18 protein-coding genes and 1 tRNA gene are annotated in these 20558 nt (G+C 70.9%); 15 read left to right on the top strand and 4 right to left on the bottom strand.

The window, feature by feature from the left end; all coding sequences use genetic code 11:
- Positions 1–23: 23 nt before the first annotated feature.
- The 4 genes from ACX9I7_RS21065 to ACX9I7_RS21050 all read right to left on the bottom strand — a co-directional run bounded on the left by ACX9I7_RS21065 (position 24) and on the right by ACX9I7_RS21050 (position 3129).
- A complete protein-coding gene (locus ACX9I7_RS21065; RefSeq protein WP_459388170.1) occupies positions 24–1367 on the bottom strand; it encodes a serine/threonine-protein kinase in 1344 nt (447 codons plus the stop codon).
- A gap of 184 nt (positions 1368–1551) precedes the next feature.
- Positions 1552–2028 (bottom strand): hypothetical protein, encoded by a 477-nt coding sequence (locus ACX9I7_RS21060; RefSeq protein WP_459388169.1) that lies wholly within the window; start codon positions 2026–2028, stop codon positions 1552–1554.
- Positions 2028–2444 carry a restriction system modified-DNA reader domain-containing protein gene (locus tag ACX9I7_RS21055; protein ID WP_459388168.1) on the bottom strand — a complete coding sequence of 139 codons (417 nt, stop codon included), beginning with the start codon at positions 2442–2444 and terminating at the stop codon, positions 2028–2030. The genes ACX9I7_RS21060 and ACX9I7_RS21055 overlap by 1 nt, the downstream gene beginning before the upstream one ends.
- A gap of 613 nt (positions 2445–3057) precedes the next feature.
- Positions 3058–3129 (bottom strand) — tRNA-Arg (locus ACX9I7_RS21050).
- A 128-nt stretch (positions 3130–3257) separates the two neighbouring features.
- On the opposite strand from ACX9I7_RS21050, the gene ACX9I7_RS21045 reads away from it, so the two are divergent.
- From ACX9I7_RS21045 to ACX9I7_RS20975, 15 genes are all read left to right on the top strand, one after another.
- Positions 3258–3728, top strand: a complete 471-nt coding sequence (locus ACX9I7_RS21045) for a response regulator (protein WP_459388194.1) — start codon at positions 3258–3260, stop codon at positions 3726–3728.
- A gap of 44 nt (positions 3729–3772) precedes the next feature.
- Positions 3773–4591 carry an ArgS-related anticodon-binding protein NrtL gene (nrtL, locus tag ACX9I7_RS21040; RefSeq protein WP_387566237.1) on the top strand — a complete coding sequence of 273 codons (819 nt, stop codon included), beginning with the start codon at positions 3773–3775 and terminating at the stop codon, positions 4589–4591.
- A gap of 17 nt (positions 4592–4608) precedes the next feature.
- The gene (lysA, locus tag ACX9I7_RS21035; RefSeq protein WP_387566234.1) at positions 4609–6000 is read left to right on the top strand and encodes a diaminopimelate decarboxylase; all 1392 of its coding nucleotides are present in this window, start codon (positions 4609–4611) and stop codon (positions 5998–6000) included.
- A 128-nt stretch (positions 6001–6128) separates the two neighbouring features.
- Positions 6129–7421: a homoserine dehydrogenase gene (locus ACX9I7_RS21030; protein WP_387566231.1), complete on the top strand. Its 1293-nt coding sequence runs from the start codon at positions 6129–6131 to the stop codon at positions 7419–7421.
- Between the two features lie 39 nt (positions 7422–7460).
- Complete coding sequence (gene thrC / locus ACX9I7_RS21025; RefSeq protein ID WP_189451421.1) at positions 7461–8552, top strand: threonine synthase; 1092 nt, start codon at positions 7461–7463, stop codon at positions 8550–8552.
- A 293-nt stretch (positions 8553–8845) separates the two neighbouring features.
- Positions 8846–9760 (top strand): homoserine kinase, encoded by a 915-nt coding sequence (thrB, locus tag ACX9I7_RS21020; RefSeq protein WP_126916076.1) that lies wholly within the window; start codon positions 8846–8848, stop codon positions 9758–9760.
- Between the two features lie 439 nt (positions 9761–10199).
- Positions 10200–12233, top strand: coding sequence for a transcription termination factor Rho (rho, locus tag ACX9I7_RS21015; protein ID WP_459388167.1), 2034 nt, complete (start codon positions 10200–10202; stop codon positions 12231–12233).
- 317 nt (positions 12234–12550) lie between these two features.
- Positions 12551–13666 carry an LCP family protein gene (locus tag ACX9I7_RS21010; RefSeq protein ID WP_387566223.1) on the top strand — a complete coding sequence of 372 codons (1116 nt, stop codon included), beginning with the start codon at positions 12551–12553 and terminating at the stop codon, positions 13664–13666.
- Positions 13667–13832: 166 nt separating this feature from the next.
- Positions 13833–14054: a 50S ribosomal protein L31 gene (gene rpmE / locus ACX9I7_RS21005; protein WP_189451417.1), complete on the top strand. Its 222-nt coding sequence runs from the start codon at positions 13833–13835 to the stop codon at positions 14052–14054.
- Between the two features lie 104 nt (positions 14055–14158).
- Positions 14159–15238: a peptide chain release factor 1 gene (gene prfA, locus ACX9I7_RS21000; protein ID WP_358627039.1), complete on the top strand. Its 1080-nt coding sequence runs from the start codon at positions 14159–14161 to the stop codon at positions 15236–15238.
- Positions 15239–15298: 60 nt separating this feature from the next.
- Positions 15299–16144 carry a peptide chain release factor N(5)-glutamine methyltransferase gene (prmC, locus tag ACX9I7_RS20995; RefSeq protein ID WP_387566218.1) on the top strand — a complete coding sequence of 282 codons (846 nt, stop codon included), beginning with the start codon at positions 15299–15301 and terminating at the stop codon, positions 16142–16144.
- Between the two features lie 65 nt (positions 16145–16209).
- Complete coding sequence (locus tag ACX9I7_RS20990) at positions 16210–16857, top strand: L-threonylcarbamoyladenylate synthase (RefSeq protein ID WP_189451414.1); 648 nt, start codon at positions 16210–16212, stop codon at positions 16855–16857.
- Positions 16854–17507 carry an arsenate reductase/protein-tyrosine-phosphatase family protein gene (locus tag ACX9I7_RS20985; RefSeq protein ID WP_387566215.1) on the top strand — a complete coding sequence of 218 codons (654 nt, stop codon included), beginning with the start codon at positions 16854–16856 and terminating at the stop codon, positions 17505–17507. The genes ACX9I7_RS20990 and ACX9I7_RS20985 overlap by 4 nt, the downstream gene beginning before the upstream one ends.
- Before the next feature lie 123 nt (positions 17508–17630).
- On the top strand, positions 17631–18947 hold the full coding sequence (locus tag ACX9I7_RS20980; protein WP_387566212.1) for a serine hydroxymethyltransferase: 1317 nt from the start codon (positions 17631–17633) through the stop codon (positions 18945–18947).
- A gap of 156 nt (positions 18948–19103) precedes the next feature.
- A complete protein-coding gene (locus tag ACX9I7_RS20975; protein WP_386728536.1) occupies positions 19104–20411 on the top strand; it encodes an MraY family glycosyltransferase in 1308 nt (435 codons plus the stop codon).
- Positions 20412–20558: the final 147 nt, after the last annotated feature.

Below are 20558 nucleotides of genomic sequence, written 5' to 3'. Positions count from 1 at the left end.
ACCGAGCCCCATGCCCTGGCAGGTCAGAGGCGCCCGCTGTGGGCGTATGCCCTCCGCAGCCGCTCGGCGGCTCGCAGGGCGACGGGCGGTGCCACGGCGGGCTCGGCCGCCGAGGGGGGCTGCGGCGGCGCGAGGCGATAACTGGTCGCCGTCGGCTGCGCGAGGCCTGGTGCGGCAGCCTCTGGAGCCGGTTGCGCGGCCGGGTCCACCACGGTCGGTACATACCCGGCCGGGCCGGGCTCGGGCTCGGCCGCCACGTCCAGGGGCTCCAAGTTCTCCGCCTCGGCGGCCAGGAACTCGTCGAACAGGTCGGGCGTCCACGGACTGTCCGGAGCGGCCCCCTGGTCCACGGCCTGCTGGGCCGCCTGCTGGACCTCAGGGTCGACCAGGTCGGAGAGGGCCTTCGCGGGGAGGTCGGGGATCAGACCTGACTCCGCGACGAGGGCCCGCAGCTGGTCCGCGGCGGTCTCTTCCGTTAGCCCGTGACCGGCGAGCAACTGGCGCAAGTCGCTCTCGATCTCGTCGAGCGACGGCCGCTGCGCCGCCACCTGCACCAGAATCCGGCCCAGCAGCGGCAGGTACGGCGCGTACACGTCGTCCCACTTCGGTGCGGTGGGCAAGGGAGAGTATGGGTACGGAGGCCGCTTGGCGGCCGCGAAGAAGAGCACTGCCCCCAGCGAGTAGATGTCCGCCGACTCCGTGACGTGCTTGGTGTCGGTCGCCTGCTCCAGTGACATATAGGACGGGGTGCCGAAGCTCGCGCCCGTCTTGGTGAGTGCGGCGTCGCTGTCCCGTTCGGTGAGGACGGCGAGACCGAAGTCGAGCACGACGGGGCCGTCGGGACCGAGAGCGATATTGCCCGGCTTGAGGTCCCGGTGCAGCAGCTTGGCGCCGTGGATGGCGCGCAGAGCGTCCACCAAGGCGAGGCCGAGTGCTCCGTAGGGGCCTACCGCCAGTGGACCGCAGGTGTGGACGAGCTTGTGAAGAGTTGGGCCGTGGACGAAATCCATGGCCAGCCACGGCTGCTCGGCGTCGGTGTCAGCCCCGAGCAGCGCCGGGACCCGGGCACTGACCACCGTACGCATCGTCTCGATCTCCTGCGCGAACCGCGCCCGGGCCTCCTCCTCGGAATGCTCGGAACTGTCCCGCAGCTTCGACGGCTTGATCACCTTGACCGCCGCCAGAGCCGGCTGGGCGGACTCCCTGGATTCGGTCAGGTGGTATCCCGTCTCCAGTTCGGGGCCGAGGTTCTCCAGCGGGAGCCTGCGCCCGAGGTACGTCCGGCCCATCCCGCCCTGTCCGAGCACGGCCAGCAGTTCGAACGGACCCAGTACCGCCGGATCCTTCTCCTCGTTCAGCTCGTACATGGCTCGTGCCCCCACCCGTGTCGAACCTTGGACCTGGTTTCGTCGGCGGATGCATGCGGCTTTGGGGAGCCGGACGCTTGGAAGGGCCGCGTCCGGCCGACGGCGCACACAGCTCGTCGGCCAGTTTACGGCGGGTGCTCCCCTTCTCTGCTGGGACCGGAGTAGGCCAGGGTCCGAGGCCGGATCAGAGCGCGTACTGGCTGAGAACTGACCTGCGGGGCTGGAGCATCGGCTGAAGATCCCGGCGCAGCAGATCGGCGTCCGGCTCGGGCAGCCGCAGTGATGCACGGCGCATCCGGGCACTCCAGGTCTTTGGGTCCGGGAAGACCTGAAGCTGCGGGACGAGGTCGGCGACGACCACCCCCTCATGGCGCTGGGCGAGTCCGTGCACCTGGAGGGCACATCCGGAGGTGAAGTCCCGGTCGCCGAACGAGACGGGGACCGGGAGTGTCGCGACGTCGGACGTGACGGTCGCCAGGCCCATGATCCGCCCCCGGTCGCGCCCGGGATTCCGGAAGCAGCCCCTCGTCGTATAGAGGAAGATCTCGTCACCCTTCTTCGGGAGCCCGGTGGTGCGCCCGGCGGGGAAGGCCATCCGCTGGTTCTCCAGCACCCAGGCCAGGGGCTCCCGGTCGCCGATGATGATTAGATGCGTCGCCATCAGGCCCCGCCTCGCAGCTGCTCGCGGAGGTCCTGAAGGCGGATCTCCGGGTTCCCCTTGAGGACGTACTTGCCGTAGCCGTTGATGTCGACTCCGGTCTGCGCCTTGAGCGCGGGCGAAGGCTTGGAGAACTCGCGGCCGTCCTCGATCTTGATCCAGCCGTCTGCTGTCACCGTGGCCTCGTGGGTCAGCCCGCGACGCGGCTGGATGTGGATCAGCTTGTCTCCAGCCTTCAGCAGACCGGCCCTGATGAAACGCATCAAGTCTCCGGGGCGACGCTCCGCCAAGGTGGCCGGCGGCTGGCGGGAGCTGCCGAGGAGTAGCCGCCGGAGCACGTCGTTGGGGGTGTCCACCAGCGGCTCGCACTGACTCTGCAGGAACGCGAACACCTCGTCATCGATCTCGATGGAGCGCATGGGCGCGGTCGGCCTCCGATCATCTCCAAGCATTCAACCCCTAAAGTTTGCCAGATTTGCAGTTTTCTGGCAAGTGCGGCCGTGGCGGTGTCAGGGCATGGCGGACTGCCCCTGCTGCGGATTGGATCGAGGTTTTCGCTGAGGGGTGGCGGTCGCTTCGCTTGCCCTGGCTCGGTCGTCTCGCCGTCGTCGACCAGTAGGCCGGGCGTCCGATCGTCCCAACACCGTGCGGATTACGCCGCGATATTCCGCTGCCGCAAGACGCGGGGGTGCGCGACCGGCTGACCGTCTGGGAGTCGTGGTCCTGGTCCAGTAGGACTTGCGTGGACTGGCGGGAGGTGCTGGGCACTGCAGGTCGCTCGTGGGCAACTCCAGTCCCTTAACGGGTCGATGGAGGTGCCCGATCTCCTTGGCGACGCCAGAGGGCGTCGGCTGGAGTGCTCTTGGCGGCTTGGAAACGGAGAAGCGGGACACCGTTGCCTGACTAGGTCCAGATTGCCTGGTCACCGGCCGGAAGGCAGGAGTCGCACGTGACTTCTCTGCTGTTGCTGTTTTGGCATGTACGACAAAGGCCCTGACCGACATTTCTGCGGTCAGGGCCTTGGCACCGAAGTGCCCCCGGCAGGATTCGAACCTGCGCACACGGCTCCGGAGGCCGTTGCTCTATCCCCTGAGCTACGGGGGCGTGTCGGCCGGTTCGCGGTTTCGCTCGCGGCGACGGGTAGAACACTACCAGCTTCCGGAGGGTGTCCTGCAACCTTGATCGAAAAGGGCGGGAGGAGGGGGCCGGGTGGTCGCTCGGGAGGGGTGGAAGTGGGGAAAACCCGGACGCGGGGGCGGGGGCGCGCCTACTCTCGGGTTGTGCCTGGCTTGTCCGGCCGGGTCCTTGTTGTGGACGACAACAAGGTCATCCGGCAGTTGATCAGGGTCAACCTCGAGCTGGAGGGCTTTGAGGTCGTGACCGCGGCCGATGGTGCCGAGTGTCTGGAGATCGTGCACCGGGTGCGGCCCGATGCGGTGACCCTGGACGTCGTGATGCCCCGGCTCGACGGGCTCAACACGGCCGCCCGGCTCCGGGCCGACGCGCGCACGCGGGACATTCCGATCGCGATCATCAGCGCCTGCACCCCCTATGAGATCGAGAGCGGCTGGTCCGCCGGGGCGGACGCGTTCCTGGCCAAGCCGTTCGAGCCGGCCGAGATGGTGCGGCTCGTGCGGAGGCTGGTGGGGTGGCCGGAGGGGGCGACGGGGGGCGCCGAGTCCGTCGTCCGTCCCGCAGGGTGAAACCGGTTCGCGGACCGCGGCACCTTCTCCCCTAGGCTTGCCCTGTGACCCCCGCCGATCTGTCCCGCACCGTGTTGCACACCGTGCGCCGCGCCGTCGAGGACGACGAGCTGCGCGTGCCCGTGCCGGAGCGGGTCAGCGTGCGGGTGCCCCCCCGCCCCGGCTGTGGCGACTACGCCACCAACGTCGCCCTCCAGCTCGCCAAGGCCGGCGGCGACGCCCGGGAGATCGCCGGAGTGCTCCGGCGCCGGCTCCTCGCCCGGCCCGGCATCGCCCGCGTCGACATCGCCGGCCCCGGCTTCCTCAACATCACCCTCGACGGAGACGGCGCCTCGGGTGAGGAGATCGTCCGGGAGGTGTTCGCGGCGGAGTACGAGGGGGAGGCGCTGCCGCTGTCGCCGCCGGTGGAGGACGTCGCTCGGCTCGGGGGTGACGCCGCTCGGTGGAGCGCGGTCTCCCCGCCCGGGCTCGACCGGTCCCTCCTGCTCGTCCAGAAGGACAGCAATCCGCTTTTTCGCGTCCGGTACGCCCATGCCCGGGCGCGGGCGCTCTCCCGGAACGCCCGTGATCTCGGGTTCGACTCGTTTCCCGGGGCCGTCGACAGCAGTGCCGGCCCCCTCCTCGGCGCCCTCGCCGACCACGCGCGCGTCAGCGCCGCCCGCGCTCCCGAGCGGCTCGCCCGGCACCTGGAGCGGACCGCCGACGCCTTCCTGAGATGGCAGGCCGGCTGTGCCGTCCTGCCTCGCGGTGACGAGAAACCCTTGGCCGTTCACCGCGCCCGCCTGGCCCTCGCCGAGGCCACGGGCAAGGTGCTGGCCAACGGCCTGACCCAGCTCGGCATCACCGCACCCGCACACCTGTAACAAGGGGATCGCCAGTCATGAGCCGCTCCGCCCACCCCGCCGGGCCCCGCTACGCCGACGTCCTTCCCGAGGGCCACTACGTCGCGCCGCCCACCGACCTCAACGAGCTCGATCCCCGCGTCTGGTCCCGGACCGTCGCCCGTGGCGACGACGGCGTCGTCACCGTCGGCGGAATGGACGTCAAGCGGCTCGCCGAGGAGTTCGGCACGCCCGCCTACGTCCTCGACGAGGACGACTTCCGGGCGCGCTGCCGCGCCTGGCGGGACGCCTTCGGGCCCGACGCCGACGTCTTCTACGCCGGGAAGGCGTTCCTCTCCCGCGCCGTCGTCCGCTGGCTGCACGAGGAGGACCTCAACCTCGACGTCTGCTCCGGCGGCGAGCTCGCCACCGCCCTCGACGCCGGGATGCCCGCCGAGCGCATCGCCCTCCACGGCAACAACAAGTCCACCGACGAGATCACCCGCGCTGTCGAGGCCGGCGTGGGCCGGATCGTCGTCGACTCCTTCCAGGAGATCGTGCGCGTCGCGCACATCGCCGAGCGGCTCGGCAAGCGCCAGGGCGTACTGATCCGGGTGACGGTCGGCGTCGAGGCGCACACCCACGAGTTCATCGCCACCGCCCACGAGGACCAGAAGTTCGGGCTCCCGCTGGCCGGCGGGCAGGCCGCCGAGGCCGTCCGCAGGGCGCTCAAGCTCGACGGGCTCGAGCTCCTCGGCATCCACTCCCACATCGGCTCGCAGATCTTCGACACCTCCGGCTTCGAGGTCGCCGCCCACCGCGTCGTCGGGCTCCTGCGGCAGGTCCGCGACGAGCACGGCGTCGAGCTCCCCGAGATCGACCTCGGCGGCGGCCTCGGCATCGCCTACACCGCCGACGACGACCCGCGCGAGCCGCGCGAGATCGCCGTCGCCCTGCGCGAGATCGTCACCCGCGAGTGCGGCGCCGCCGGGCTCGCCGTGCCCCGGATCTCCGTCGAGCCTGGGCGTGCCATCGTCGGCCCCACCGCCTTCACGCTCTACGAGGTCGGCACCACCAAGGAGCTGCCCGGACTGCGGACGTACGTCAGCGTCGACGGCGGCATGTCCGACAACATCCGCACCGCGCTCTACGACGCCGACTACTCCGTCGCCCTCGTCTCCCGCGCCTCCACCGCCGAACCGATGCTCTCCCGCGTCGTCGGCAAGCACTGCGAGAGCGGCGACATCGTCGTACGGGACGCCTTCCTCCCCGCCGACGTGGCCCCCGGCGACCTCCTCGCCGTCCCCGCCACCGGCGCCTACTGCCGCTCCATGGCGAGCAACTACAACCACGCGCTGCGCCCCCCGGTCGTCGCCGTCCGGGACGGCGGGGCGCGAGTGATCGTCCGGCGGGAGACGGAGGAGGATCTCCTCCGTCTCGACGTCGGCTGACGAAAAAAACCGGAAACAGTAGAAAAAATCCTGGGTGACAGCGGTCTCGGATGCTGGACGGGGAGGAATTCCCCGTCCAGTGGGTGAGACTGTGGGTCAACCGAAGGTGTATTGAGAAACGAGGTCGGATGATGCGTACGCGTCCGCTGAAGGTGGCGCTGCTGGGCTGTGGAGTCGTCGGCTCTGAGGTGACGCGCATCATGACGACGCACGCGGACGACCTCACGCAGCGCATCGGAGCGCCCGTCGAGCTCGTCGGCATCGCCGTGCGCCGCCCCGACCGGGTGCGCGAGGGGGTGCCGCAGGAGCTGATCACCACCGACGCCACCGCCCTCGTCAAACGCGGCGACATCGACGTCGTCATCGAGGTCATCGGCGGCATCGAGCCCGCGCGCTCCCTCATCACCACCGCCTTCGAGCACGGCGCCAGCGTCGTCTCCGCCAACAAGGCGCTCCTCGCTCAGGACGGCGCGGCCCTCCACGCCGCCGCCGAGCAGCACGGCGTGGACCTCTACTACGAGGCCGCCGTCGCCGGCGCCATCCCGCTGGTCCGGCCGCTGCGCGAGTCCCTCGCCGGCGACCGGGTCAACCGGGTGCTCGGCATCGTCAACGGCACCACCAACTTCATCCTCGACAAGATGGACTCGAGCGGCGCGGGCTACTCCGAGGCGCTCGACGAGGCCACCGCGCTCGGCTACGCCGAGGCCGACCCGACCGCCGACGTCGAGGGCTTCGACGCCGCCGCGAAGGCCGCGATCCTCGCCGGCATCGCCTTCCACACCCGGGTGCGGCTGGACGACGTCCATCGCGAGGGCATGACGGAGGTCACCGCCGCGGACTTCGCCTCCGCGAAGCAGATGGGCTGCACCATCAAGCTCCTCGCCATCTGCGAGCGGGCCGCCGACGGGAAGTCCGTCTCCGCCCGCGTCCACCCGGCGATGATCCCGCTGACCCACCCGCTGGCGTCGGTGCGCGAGGCGTACAACGCCGTCTTCATCGAGGCGGACGCGGCCGGCCAGCTGATGTTCTACGGCCCGGGCGCGGGCGGCGCGCCGACCGCCTCCGCCGTCCTCGGCGACCTCGTCGCCGTCTGCCGCAACAAGGTCGCCGAGGCCACCGGCCCCGGCGAGTCCGCCTACACGCGCCTGCCGGTCTCCGCCATGGGCGAGGTGGTCACCCGCTACCACATCAGCCTCGACGTGGCCGACAAGCCGGGTGTGCTGGCCCAGGTCGCCACGATCTTCGCCGAGCACGGCGTCTCCATCGACACGGTCCGCCAGCAGGGCAAGGACGGCGAGGCATCCCTCGTCGTCGTCACCCACCGGGCCACCGACGCGGCCCTGTCGGCCACGGTCGAGGCCCTCCGCAAGCTGGACACGGTGCGCGACGTGGCCAGCATCATGCGGGTCGAGGGTGAGTAAGGCGTCAGGCGAAGCAGGGAACAAGGGATAACGAGAGCAATGTCTGCCAACAACAGCCGTCCCGCCGCTTCCGGCACCCACCAGTGGCGCGGCATCATCGAGGAATACCGCGACCGTCTTCCGGTCACCGCCGACACCCCCGTCGTCACCCTGCGGGAGGGCGGCACCCCGCTCGTCCCCGCCCAGGTGCTCTCCGAGCTCACGGGGTGCGAGGTCCACCTCAAGGTCGAGGGCGCCAACCCCACCGGGTCCTTCAAGGACCGCGGCATGACCATGGCCATCACCCGGGCGAAGGAAGAGGGAGCGCGCGCGGTCATCTGCGCCTCCACGGGCAACACCTCCGCCTCCGCCGCCGCCTACGCCGTACGCGCCGGCATGGTCTGCGCCGTCCTGGTGCCCCAGGGCAAGATCGCCCTGGGGAAGATGGGGCAGGCGCTCGTCCACGGCGCCCGCATCCTCCAGGTCGACGGCAACTTCGACGACTGCCTGACGCTGGCGCGCGGGCTCTCCGAGAACTACCCCGTGGCGCTGGTGAATTCGGTCAACCCGGTGCGCATCGAGGGGCAGAAGACGGCCGCGTTCGAGATCGTGGACGCGCTGGGCGACGCCCCGGACATTCACGTGCTTCCCGTGGGTAACGCGGGGAACATCACGGCCTACTGGCGTGGATACCGCGAGTACGCGGCCGACAAGGTCTCGACCCACAACCCGCGGATGTGGGGATTCCAGGCTTCCGGTTCCGCGCCGATCGTGCGGGGGGAGCCGGTGAAGGAGCCGCACACCATCGCCACGGCCATCCGGATCGGCAACCCGGCGTCCTGGGAGTTCGCGGAGGCCGCGCGGGACGAGTCCGGCGGGCTGATCGACGAAGTGACCGACCGACAGATTCTCGCGGCGTACCGGATGTTGGCGTCGCGGGAGGGTGTTTTCGTCGAGCCGGCTTCGGCGGCGTCGGTCGCCGGTCTGCTGAAGGCGGCCGAGCTCGGGCTCGTCGATCCCGGGCAGAAGATCGTGTGCACGGTCACCGGGAACGGGCTCAAGGATCCTGATTGGGCGGTGGCGGGGGCGCCCCAGCCGCTTACCGTTCCGGTGGATGCCGGGGTCGCCGCGCGGGAGCTCGGGCTCGTCTGAGGCCGTTGTGCGAGTGTGGACGGGTGGGCAGGTTGTGCCCACCCGTTCCGCCCTGCGGAACGCCTGCCCACAACCGGGCAGCTGGTTGTAAAACCGACAGATGCACAGGTAGCAGTGCGACACGCATCGTGCGCCTCCTGTGCGCCCTATGTCGCCACTGAACCTTCCTTCGATAGGCTGTGTTCACTCCGCCCCGTCGCTGACCGTGCCGTCCCCACGCGGTATCGCCGTCGCGGCCCTTGCGGATGTCGCATGCCATCAACCACGGCCACACCAAGGAGAGTCATCGAGCGATGGCCGGTCCCGCCTTCCGCGCCGCCGCCGTCCGAGTGCGCACCCCCGCCACCAGCGCCAATCTCGGTCCCGGCTTCGACGCCCTCGGCCTGTCCCTGGGTCTCTACGACGATGTCGTGGTCCGGGTGGCGGAATCGGGGCTCCACATCGACATCGCCGGTGAGGGCGCCGAAACCCTCCCGCGCGACGAGAGTCACCTGCTCGTACGGTCCCTGCGCACGACCTTCGACCTGCTCGGCGGCCAGCCGCGCGGCCTGGAGGTCGTCTGTGCCAACCGCATTCCGCACGGCCGGGGTCTCGGCTCCTCCTCCGCCGCCATCTGCGCGGGCATCGTCGCCGCCCGCGCGGTGACCATAGGCGGGGCCGAGAAGCTCGACGACGCGGCCATGCTGGAGCTGGCCACCGAGATCGAGGGCCACCCGGACAACGTCGCGGCCTGTCTGCTGGGCGGGTTCACCCTCGCCTGGATGGAGTCCGGGGTGGCGCGGGCCATTCGGATGGACCCGGCGGATTCCATCGTTCCGGTGGTCTTCGTGCCGTCGGCCGCCGTGCTCACGGAGACCGCGCGGGGCCTGTTGCCGCGCAGCGTCCCCCATGTGGACGCGGCTGCCAACGCCGGGCGTGCCGCACTTCTCGTCGAGGCCCTGACCAGGCGTCCCGAGCTGCTGCTGCCGGCCACCGAGGACCGGCTCCACCAGGAGTACCGCGCTCCGGCGATGCCGGAGAGCGTGGCCCTGGTCAACCGACTGCGGGCGGACGGCGTCCCCGCGGTCATCTCCGGCGCGGGCCCCACGGTGCTCGCGCTGGTCGAGGACGGTGCGGCCGACAAGGTCGCACGGCTGGCGGGCGAGGGATGGGCGGCGAACCGCCTGGCCCTCGACTCCGGGGGGACGAGCGTGCTGCCGCTCGCCTGACCAGCGGCGAGACAGCGGCGCCCGGGGCGTCCAGGGGGTGTCCCGGGCCAGGAAAAAACACGATTGCCGGTCTTGGAGAGGGGGAATGTTCGTGGGATCCGGTAGTGTTAACCTCAAGTCTGCACCCGAAGCCACATCGGCTCGGTGCTCTGTGTCCCGATCAGGGACCGCTTTTCTTCCGGGAGCCTCCCCAACTGCCTGAGCAGCCTGCCTGAGCAGTTTCGAGCACGCTCCGGAATCGGCGTGGGCGACATGAGTGAAGCGTTATGTCGTGCCCTTCCCTCATTCTTCACGCCGGTAGCAACGCACTGATTTCTTCCGCCGTGACAACCGGCGGACCACCGCCCCGGCCCGGTCCGCGACGAAGGACCGCAGCCGGACAGCACAACCGGTCGCCGAGCCAGACAGGCCGACGCCCGCTCCAGGGAAGGACCCCTTCGTGAGCGACACCACCGATCTGATGGGCGTGAACGCCGACAGCTCCGTCGGCAATGCCTCCGCGCCCGCCACGGACGCTCCCGCCGCGCCCGCCACCGGTGCTGCCACCGCCCCCAAGCGGCGCCGCTCGGGCACCGGCCTCGACGCCATGGTCCTGGCCGAGCTCCAGCAGCTCGCTTCCGGCCTCGGCATCAAGGGCACCGCGCGGATGCGCAAAGGCCAGCTGATCGAGGTCATCAAGGAGAAGCAGGCCGGTGGCGGCGCCGCCGCGCCCGCCAAGACCGAGGCCGCCGCGGCGGCGGCCGAGGCCAAGCCGAAGCGCCGTGCGACCTCCCGGGCCCGTACGGGCGAGGCCGCGGCCGAGAAGCCCGCCGAGAAGGCTGCCCAGCAGCAGATCGAGATCCCGGGCCAGCCGGGTGGGGACGAGGCCCCGGCCGGTGAGCGCCGTCGTCGGCGTGCCACCGCCCCCGCGGGCAGCCCCGAGCAGGCCGTGGCCGAGGCCCGTACCGAGGCCAAGGCCGAGGTCCGCGTCGAGGAGCGCGCCGAGGCCAAGGCCGAGGCCGCCGTCGACACCGCCGAGGGCAAGGCCAAGGGCGAGCGCCAGGACCGTGCCGAGCGCGGCCAGAAGGGCGAGCGCCGTGAGCGTGGCGAGCGCGGTGAGCGCGGCGAGCGCCGTGAGCGCGACCGCCGTGGCGGCCGCGACGGCGAGGCCGGTCAGCAGCAGCGTGGCGACCGCCAGCAGCAGCAGCGCGACCGCGGCCCCCAGGGCGGCCCGCAGGACGAGGACGACTTCGACGGTGGCCGTCGTGGCCGTCGCGGCCGCTACCGCGACCGTCGCGGCCGTCGTGGCCGTGAGGAGTTCGGCGCCGGTGAGCCGCAGGTCGCCGACGACGACGTGCTGATCCCCGTCGCGGGCATCCTCGACATCCTCGACAACTACGCCTTCATCCGGACCTCCGGCTACCTGCCGGGCCCGAACGACGTCTACGTCTCCCTGGCCCAGGTCCGCAAGAACGGCCTGCGCAAGGGCGACCACGTCACCGGCGCGGTCCGGCAGCCGAAGGACGGCGAGCGCCGCGAGAAGTTCAACGCGCTCGTCCGTCTGGACTCGGTCAACGGCATGGCGCCCGAGACCGGCCGCGGCCGCCCCGAGTTCGGCAAGCTCACCCCGCTCTACCCGCAGGACCGCATGCGGCTGGAGACGGACCCGGGCGTGCTGACGACCCGCATCATCGACCTGGTCGCCCCCATCGGCAAGGGCCAGCGCGGTCTGATCGTGGCCCCGCCGAAGACCGGCAAGACCATGATCATGCAGGCGATCGCCAACGCGATCACCACCAACAACCCCGAGTGCCACCTGATGGTCGTCCTGGTCGACGAGCGTCCGGAAGAGGTCACCGACATGCAGCGGTCGGTCAAGGGCGAGGTCATCTCCTCGACCTTCGACCGCCCCGCCGAGGACCACACCACGGTCGCCGAGCTGGCCATCGAGCGCGCCAAGCGCCTCGTGGAGCTGGGTCACGACGTGGTCGTCCTGCTGGACTCGATCACCCGTCTGGGCCGCGCGTACAACCTGGCCGCCCCGGCCTCGGGCCGCATCCTGTCCGGTGGTGTCGACTCCACGGCCCTCTACCCGCCGAAGAAGTTCTTCGGTGCCGCGCGCAACATCGAGGACGGCGGCTCGCTGACCATCCTGGCCACCGCGCTGGTCGAGACCGGCTCGCGGATGGACGAGGTGATCTTCGAGGAGTTCAAGGGCACCGGCAACATGGAGCTCAAGCTCGACCGGAAGCTCTCGGACAAGCGCATCTTCCCGGCCGTGGACGTGGACGCCTCCAGCACCCGCAAGGAGGAGATCCTGCTGGGCGGCGAGGAGCTGTCCATCGTCTGGAAGCTCCGCCGGGTGCTCCACGCGCTGGACTCGCAGCAGGCCATCGAGCTGCTCCTCGACAAGATGAAGCAGACGAAGTCCAACGCCGAGTTCCTGATGCAGATCGCCAAGACCACGCCGTCGCCGGCCAACGGCAACGACTGATCCTCGGCGACCGCCGTCAGGGCCTCACGGGCCCGCGGAACCTCCCCCGTCACCTCCATGACGGGGGAGGTTCCGTTTTTTGTGATCTTCCCGTGACCTTTTGAGATATCCGCCACAGCCGGACGCCGCCGAAATGGCCGGAACCGGTGCCCTCGGAATGACCGAAACCCCAGGTGGCAGTGGGCGGAACGCGATCACACGGCGCACTTTCGCCACAGGTTTTCTAAGACGGTCCTCAGAATCCGCTGTGCAACCCTGACGCAGACTTCCCCGTCAACCAGCAGGGGGCGAACGTACAGCGAAGGACTGAGGAGCGCATGGCCGACGACAGCAGTGGTACGCGGGCTTCGCACCGCCGCCGTGCCGGGGGCAAGCGCGGTCGCCGCCGCAAGCCCCCCGTGCGCCGCAAGGGCCGCCGAATAGCCGCCTGGAGCGCCGGCGCCCTGGTGCTGCTCGGCGGCACCGGCGCGGGGTTCCTCTACTTCAAGCTCAACGGCAACCTCAGCAGCGTCGACATCAACGGCGCGCTGGGCAAGAACCGGCCCCAGAACATCGACAACGGCTCGATGGACATCCTGGTCCTCGGCTCCGACTCCCGGGCCGGCGCGAACAACAAGTACGGCCGGGACGAGGGCAGCTCCCGCTCCGACACGGCGATGATCGTCCACGTCTACGCGGGTCACCAGAAGGCCAGCGTCGTCTCCATCCCGCGCGACACCATCGTCTCCCGCCCCGAGTGCGTGACCCCGAACGGCAAGACGGCCCCGGCGGTCAAGCGCGAGCAGTTCAACGAGGCGTACTCGATCGGCGGCGCCGTCTGCGCGGTCAAGACCGTCGAGGCGATGACCGACATCCGCATGGACCACTACATGGAGGTCGACTTCGCCGGCTTCCAGAAGCTGATCGACAACCTGGGCGGCGTGGAGGTCACCACCACCAAGCCCATCAACGACAAGTGGAGCCACCTCAAGCTGGACGCGGGCACCCACAAGCTCAACGGCGAGCAGTCCCTCGGCCTGGTCCGCACCCGCCACGGCGTGGGCGACGGCAGCGACCTCGGCCGGATCAAGCTCCAGCAGGCCTTCATCAAGGCGCTGATCAACCAGGTGAAGTCCATCGGCCTGTTCACCAGCCCCACCAAGCTCTACGGCATCGCCGACGCCGCCACCAAGTCGCTGACCACCGACAAGGACCTGGCCTCCGTCGACAAGCTCTACGGCTTCGCGAACAGCCTCAAGGGCATCAGCTCGGAGAACATGCACATGGTGACCCTCCCCGTGGGCCCCGACCCCCGCGACCAGGACCGCGTGGTCCCGCTCACGGAGCAGTCCACGCTCCTGTGGCAGGCGCTGAAGAACGACCAGCAGATCCCCGAGGCGGCCGTCAAGGACGGCGACGGAGCGAAGACCCAGGCCGACGGCGTCGTCAAGTAGCCCCGGCACGCCCCGGCGCCCCCCGTCCGAGCTGCGGGAATATCCGGCGGCCACCCCCCGTTTTGGGGGATACGGCCAGTACTGGCAGACTGGTACGTCGGCCCCGGTTCACGTACGGCAATCCCGCCTGTGCGACCCGGAGCCCTCCCGAACCTAGGAGAACCCCTTGAAGCGCGACATCCACCCGGAGTACGTGGAGACCCAGGTCAGCTGCACCTGTGGCGCCTCCTTCACCACTCGTAGCACCATCGCCGCCGGCAACATCCGCGCCGAGGTCTGCTCCGAGTGCCACCCGTTCTACACGGGCAAGCAGAAGATCCTCGACACCGGTGGCCGTGTGGCGCGGTTCGAGGCCCGCTTCGGCAAGCAGGCCGCGGCCAAGAAGTAGCGACCCGCAGGCGCCGGTCCTCGGGCGCCCAGTTCACCCTGGGCGCCCGGACCGGCGCTTTGTCGTCCAGCAGGCCCGTCACTTCCAGCAGCTAGGGAAACTTGATGTTCGAGGCAGTCGAGGAACTGATCGGCGAGCACGCCGACCTCGAGAAGCGGCTCGCCGACCCCGCCGTGTTCGCGGACCAGGCCAATGCCCGCAAGCTCAACAAGCGCTACGCCGAGCTGACCCCGATCGTCGGGACCTACCGCGCCTGGAAGCAGGCCGGCGAGGACATCGGCACGGCGCGCGAGCTCGCCGCCGAGGACCCCGACTTCGCCGCCGAGGTGAAGGAGCTGGAGCGCGGCCGCGAGGAGCTCACCGAGAAGCTCCGCCTGCTGCTGGTCCCGCGCGACCCCAGCGACGACAAGGACGTCATCCTCGAGGTCAAGGCCGGCGCCGGCGGCGACGAGTCCGCGCTCTTCGCGGGCGACCTGCTGCGGATGTACCTGCGCTACGCCGAGCGCGTGGGCTGGAAGACCGAGATCATCGACTCCACCGAGTCCGAGCTCGGCGGCTACAAGGACGTCCAGGTCGCCATCAAGACCAAGGGCGGCAACGGCGCCACCGAGCCCGGCCAGGGCGTCTGGGCCCGGCTGAAGTACGAGGGCGGCGTCCACCGCGTCCAGCGCGTGCCCGCCACCGAGTCCCAGGGCCGGATCCACACCTCCGCGGCCGGCGTGCTCGTCACGCCCGAGGCCGAGGAGGTCGACGTCGAGATCAACATGAACGATCTCCGCATCGACGTCTACCGCTCCTCCGGCCCCGGCGGCCAGTCCGTGAACACCACCGACTCCGCCGTGCGCATCACCCACCTGCCCACCGGTGTGGTCGCCTCCTGCCAGAACGAGAAGAGCCAGCTCCAGAACAAGGAGCAGGCCCTGCGCATCCTGCGCTCCCGGCTGCTGGCCGCCGCCCAGGAGAAGGCCGAGGCCGAGGCCGCGGACGCGCGCCGCAGCCAGGTGCGCACCGTCGACCGTTCCGAGAAGATCCGCACCTACAACTTCCCGGAAAACCGCATTTCGGACCACCGTGTCGGTTTCAAGGCGTACAACTTGGACCAGGTGCTCGACGGCGAGCTGGACGCGGTCATCCAGGCGTGCGTCGACGCCGACTCGGCGGCGAAGCTCGCCGACAACCAGTAATCTCCGCCCCGACCGCACGCCCCGCCGACCCGGCGCCCGACAAGAAGTGAGGAAGGCCCAGTGAACCTGCTGCTCGCCGAGGTGGCCCAGGCCACCCAGCGGCTGGCCGACGCCGGCGTACCTTCCCCCCGCTTCGACGCGGAGGAACTCGCCGCGTTCGTCCACGGCGTCAAGCGGGGGGAGCTCCACAACGTCAAGGACGCCGACTTCGACGCCCGGTACTGGGAGGCCGTCGCGCGCCGTGAGGCCCGTGAGCCGCTTCAGCACATCACCGGGCGGGCCTTCTTCCGCTATCTGGAGCTCCAGGTCGGCCCCGGCGTCTTCGTGCCCCGCCCGGAGACCGAGTCGGTCGTCGGCTGGGCCATAGACGCCGTCCGGGCCATGGACGTCGTCGAGCCCCTGATCGTCGATCTGTGCACGGGCTCCGGCGCCATCGCGCTCGCCCTCGCCCAGGAGGTGCCGCGCTCGCGCGTGCACGCCGTGGAGCTGGACGAGACCGCCCACTCCTGGGCCCGCAAGAACACCGAGGGCACCCGGGTCCGGCTCCACCAGGGCAACGCCCTGACGGCCCTGCCCGAGCTGGACGGCCAGGTCGACCTGGTCATCTCCAACCCGCCGTATATCCCGCTCACCGAGTGGGAGTACGTCGCCCCCGAGGCCCGCGACTACGACCCCGAACTCGCCCTGTTCTCCGGCGAGGACGGCCTGGACACCATCCGCGGCCTGGAGCGCACCGCGCACCGGCTGCTGCGTCCCGGCGGCGTCGTCGTCATCGAGCACGCCGACACCCAGGGCGGCCAGGTGCCGTGGATCTTCACCGAGGAGCGGGGCTGGGCCGACGCGGCCGACCACCCCGACCTCAACAACCGCCCCCGCTTCGCGACCGCCCGCAAGGCGATGCCCTGATGGTCCCGGCGGCCGTCACCGGCGAACGACACCAGACAGAGAATCCGTACGAGGAGGTCCGTTAGATGGCACGGCGATACGACTGCAGCGACGCGACCGACCGCAAGACCGGTCTGCGTGAAGCGGCCGCCGCGGTCCGCCGCGGCGAGCTGGTCGTGCTGCCCACCGACACCGTCTACGGCATCGGTGCGGACGCCTTCAGCCGCGAGGCCGTCGGCGACCTCCTGCACGCCAAGGGCCGGGGCCGGGGCATGCCCTCGCCCGTCCTCGTCGGCTCCCCGAACACCCTCCACGGCCTGGTCACCGACTTCTCCGAGCAGGCGTGGGAGCTCGTCGACGCCTTCTGGCCCGGCGCCCTCACCCTCGTCGCCAAGCACCAGCCGTCGCTGACCTGGGACCTCGGCGAGACCCGCGGCACCGTCGCGATCCGGATGCCGCTGCACCCGGTGGCCATCGAGCTGCTGAGCGAGTTCGGGCCCATGGCCGTCTCCAGCGCGAACCTCACCGGCCACCCCGCGCCGCAGAGCTGCGACGCCGCGCAGGACATGCTGGGCGACTCGGTCTCCGTCTACCTCGACGGCGGCCCGACCCCCGCCGACGTGCCGTCCTCCATCGTGGACGTCACCGGCAAGGTGCCCGTCCTGCTGCGCGCCGGCGCCATCAGCGCCGAGCAGCTCCGCGAGGTGGTACCCGATCTCGAGGTGGCCAATTGATCGCCCCGCAGGGGCGTGGCATAGCGGGACCGGACACCTCCACCGACACCTTCCGCATCCTCCACGTCAGCACCGGCAACGTCTGCCGCTCGCCCATCACCGAGCGGCTGACCCGCCATGCCCTCACCCGCCGGCTCGGCGACCCCTACACGGGCGGCCTGGTGGTGGAGAGCGCGGGCACCTGGGGCCACGAGGGCGCGCCCATGGAGGCCCACGCGGCCACCGTCCTGGCCGACCTCGGCGCGGACCCCCACGGCTTCATCGGCCGTGAGCTCCTCGACGAGCACGTCATCCGCGCCGACCTGGTCCTGACCGCCACCCGCGACCACCGCGCCCAGGTCATCTCCATGGGGCACTCGGCGGGTCTGCGCACCTTCACGCTGAAGGAGTTCACCCGGCTGGTGCGGGCCATAGACCCCACGACCCTCCCGGACCCCGAGCGGGCCGGCGGGGTGGTCGAGCGCGCCCGCGCCCTGGTGCAGGCCGCCGCCGCCCTGCGCGGCTGGCTGCTGGCGCCCAACGCGGAGGCCGACGAGGTCCACGACCCCTACGGCGCCCCGATCACCTTCTTCCGCTCCATCGGCGACGAGATCAACCAGGCGCTCGACCCGGTCGTCACCGCGCTCACGGGAGTCTCCACCCGGGCCTGAGCCCCGCCTCGCGCCGGGTGATCCGCCGCCGCGCGAGATACCACCCCACAATCGGACAAATCGCCCGATCGCGGGCCTACAGTGGGTCCTGAGACCGTCGCGCCGCACAGCCCGGAGCCAGCGATGACCATCAGCCCCACGCCCACCAGGGACGCCGGCACGTCCCGTGCCGCCGCGACCGGGGCACGGCCCCCGGCGCTCCCCGCCTGGGGACGCGGTTTCGCCGCGCTCACCCGCACCGACCCCGAACTCGCCGGGCTCCTCCTCGCCGAGGCCGAGCGCCAGGCGACCGGGCTCCAGCTCATCGCCGCCGAGAACTTCACCTCCCCGGCCGTCCTCGCCGCCCTCGGCTCCCCGCTGAGCAACAAGTACGCCGAGGGCTACCCCGGCGCCCGCCACCACGGCGGCTGCGAGCTCGTCGACCTCGCCGAGCGCACCGCCGTCGAACGCGCCAGGGCCCTCTTCGGCGCCGAGCACGCCAACGTCCAGCCGCACTCCGGCACCGCCGCCGTCCTCGCCGCCTACGCGGCCCTGCTGCGCCCCGGCGACACGGTCCTGGCCATGGCCCTGAGGGAGGGCGGCCACCTCACCCACGGCTCGCCCGCCAACTTCTCCGGCCGCTGGTTCGACTTCGCCGGTTACGGCACCGACCCGGACACCGGCCTCATCGACTACGCGGAGCTGCGCGCCTTGGCGCGCGAGCGGCGGCCCCGCGCCATCGTCTGCGGCTCGACGTCCTACCCCCGCCACCCGGACTACGCGGCGTTCCGCGAGATCGCCGACGAGGTGGGCGCGTATCTGATCGTCGACGCCGCGCACCCCATGGGGCTGATCGCCGGGGGAGCGGCCCCCAACCCCGTCCCGTACGCCGACATCGTCTGCGGGACGACCCACAAGGTGCTGCGCGGGCCGCGCGGCGGGCTGCTGCTGTGCGGCGCCCGGCTCGCGGAGCAGGTGGACCGGGCGGTCTTCCCGTTCAGCCAGGGCGGCGCCCAGATGAACACCGTCGCGGCGAAGGCCGTCGCCTTCGGCGAGGCCATGGCGCCGGCCTTCACCGACTACGTCCACCGGGTCGCCGGTAACGCCCGGGTCCTGGCCGGGGCGCTGGCCGCCGAGGGGCCGCGCGTGGCCACCGGGGGCACCGACACCCACCTGGTCGTCGCGGACGTCTCCCCGCTGGCCCTGGAGGCCGCCACGGCCCGCAGGAGGCTCGCGGCGGCGGGGATGGTCCTGGATGTCTGTGGGCTCTCTCCCGGGCCCGCACGCGGCCTGCGGATGGGCACGGCGGCCGTCACCACCCAGGGGATGGGCGAGGCCGAGATGGAGCGCGTCGCGGCCCTTCTGGGGGCCGCCCTGCGCGGCGACCGCCCCGAGGGCCGGCTGCGGATGGAGGTGGCCGAACTGGTCGCCGGCTTCCCGCCGTATCGCGCGGGAGGATGAGGCCCGGCGGTCGGCCGAGTGATCCACAACGTGCCCAGTTGTGATCATTTGCAACCGGGGCCGGGCACCTTACGTCTTCCCCTCCGTTCACGGTTCGGGGGCGGACCCGAATATGGTGTGAGGCTGTGATGTCCAGCGCTATCCCTGGGGCAGCCCGTGCGTGAATACCTGCTGACGTTGTGCGTCACCGCGGCGGTCACCTACCTGCTGACGGGCCCGGTGCGGAAGTTCGCGATCGTGGCCGGCGCCATGCCGGAGATCCGCGCGCGCGACGTCCACCGGGAACCGACGCCCCGCCTCGGCGGTATCGCGATGTTCGGCGGACTGTGCGCGGGCCTGCTCATGGCCGCCCACCTGTCCAACCTCAAGTCCGTCTTCGAGCTCTCCAACGAGCCACGGGCCCTGCTCTCCGGCGCCGGGCTCATCTGGATCCTCGGCGTGCTGGACGACAAGTGGGGCGTGGACGCCCTGGTGAAGCTGGGCGGTCAGATGATCGCCGCGGGCGTGATGGTGCTCCAGGGCCTGACGATCCTGTGGATCCCCGTGCCCGGGGTGGGCTCCGTCTCGCTGACGCCGATGCAGGGCACGCTGCTGACGGTCGCGCTGGTGGTGATCACCATCAACGCCGTGAACTTCGTCGACGGCCTCGACGGCCTGGCCTCGGGCATGGTGTGCATCGCCGCGGCCGCGTTCTTCATGTACGCCTACCGGCTCTGGTTCGGCCACGGCCTGGAGGCCGCCGCCCCCGCGACGCTCTTCGCCGCCGTGCTGATGGGCATGTGCCTGGGCTTCCTGCCGCACAACATGCACCCCGCGCGGATCTTCATGGGCGACTCGGGCTCGATGCTCATCGGTCTGGTGATGGCCGCCGGCGCCATCTCCATCACGGGCCAGGTCGACCCCGACGCCCTCAAGCTGTGGGCGGGCTCCGAGCGGGCCGCCATCCAGGCGATGGTGCCGGTCTACATCCCCCTGCTGCTGCCGCTGACGGTGATCGCGGTGCCGGTGGCCGACCTGCTGCTGGCGATCGTGCGGCGCACCTGGAAGGGCCAGTCGCCCTTCGCCGCCGACCGGGGGCACCTCCACCACCGGCTGCTGGAACTCGGCCACTCGCACAGCCGGGCCGTGTTCATCATGTACTTCTGGTCGGCGCTGATCGCCTTCGGCACGGTGGCCTACTCGGTGAACTCGGCGAGCGTCTGGGTGCTGCTGCTGATCGTCGCCCTGAGCGCGATGGGCCTGGTGCTGCTGCTGATGCCGCGCTTCACGCCGCGGGCGCCCAGGTGGGCGGAGCGGTTCGTTCCGCCGCGCTACCGGCGGCGCAAGACCGTCGCTCCGGTGCCCGTGGCGACGGTGGAGGACCGGGGCGAGGAGGAGCCGGTGCCCGCCGGGCTGCACGGCGCGACGGCCATCGGCGACCGGTCGCGTTTCGCCCATGCCCGGAAGATCGGCAGCAACCACTGAGGTCCCGTGAGGGCGCCGCATTAGCAGAGATCCACTGGCTCCGTCAGCCCCATGACCAGGTGCTTGACCCCTGCGTGTGACATGCGGCACACGATGTAGGTAAAGACCTCATCAAATAGTTTGTGATACCGTTCACGAAACCCTTGG

This window comes from Streptomyces sp. L500 (assembly GCF_054551825.1).
This window is presented reverse-complemented; position numbering and strand designations above follow the sequence as displayed.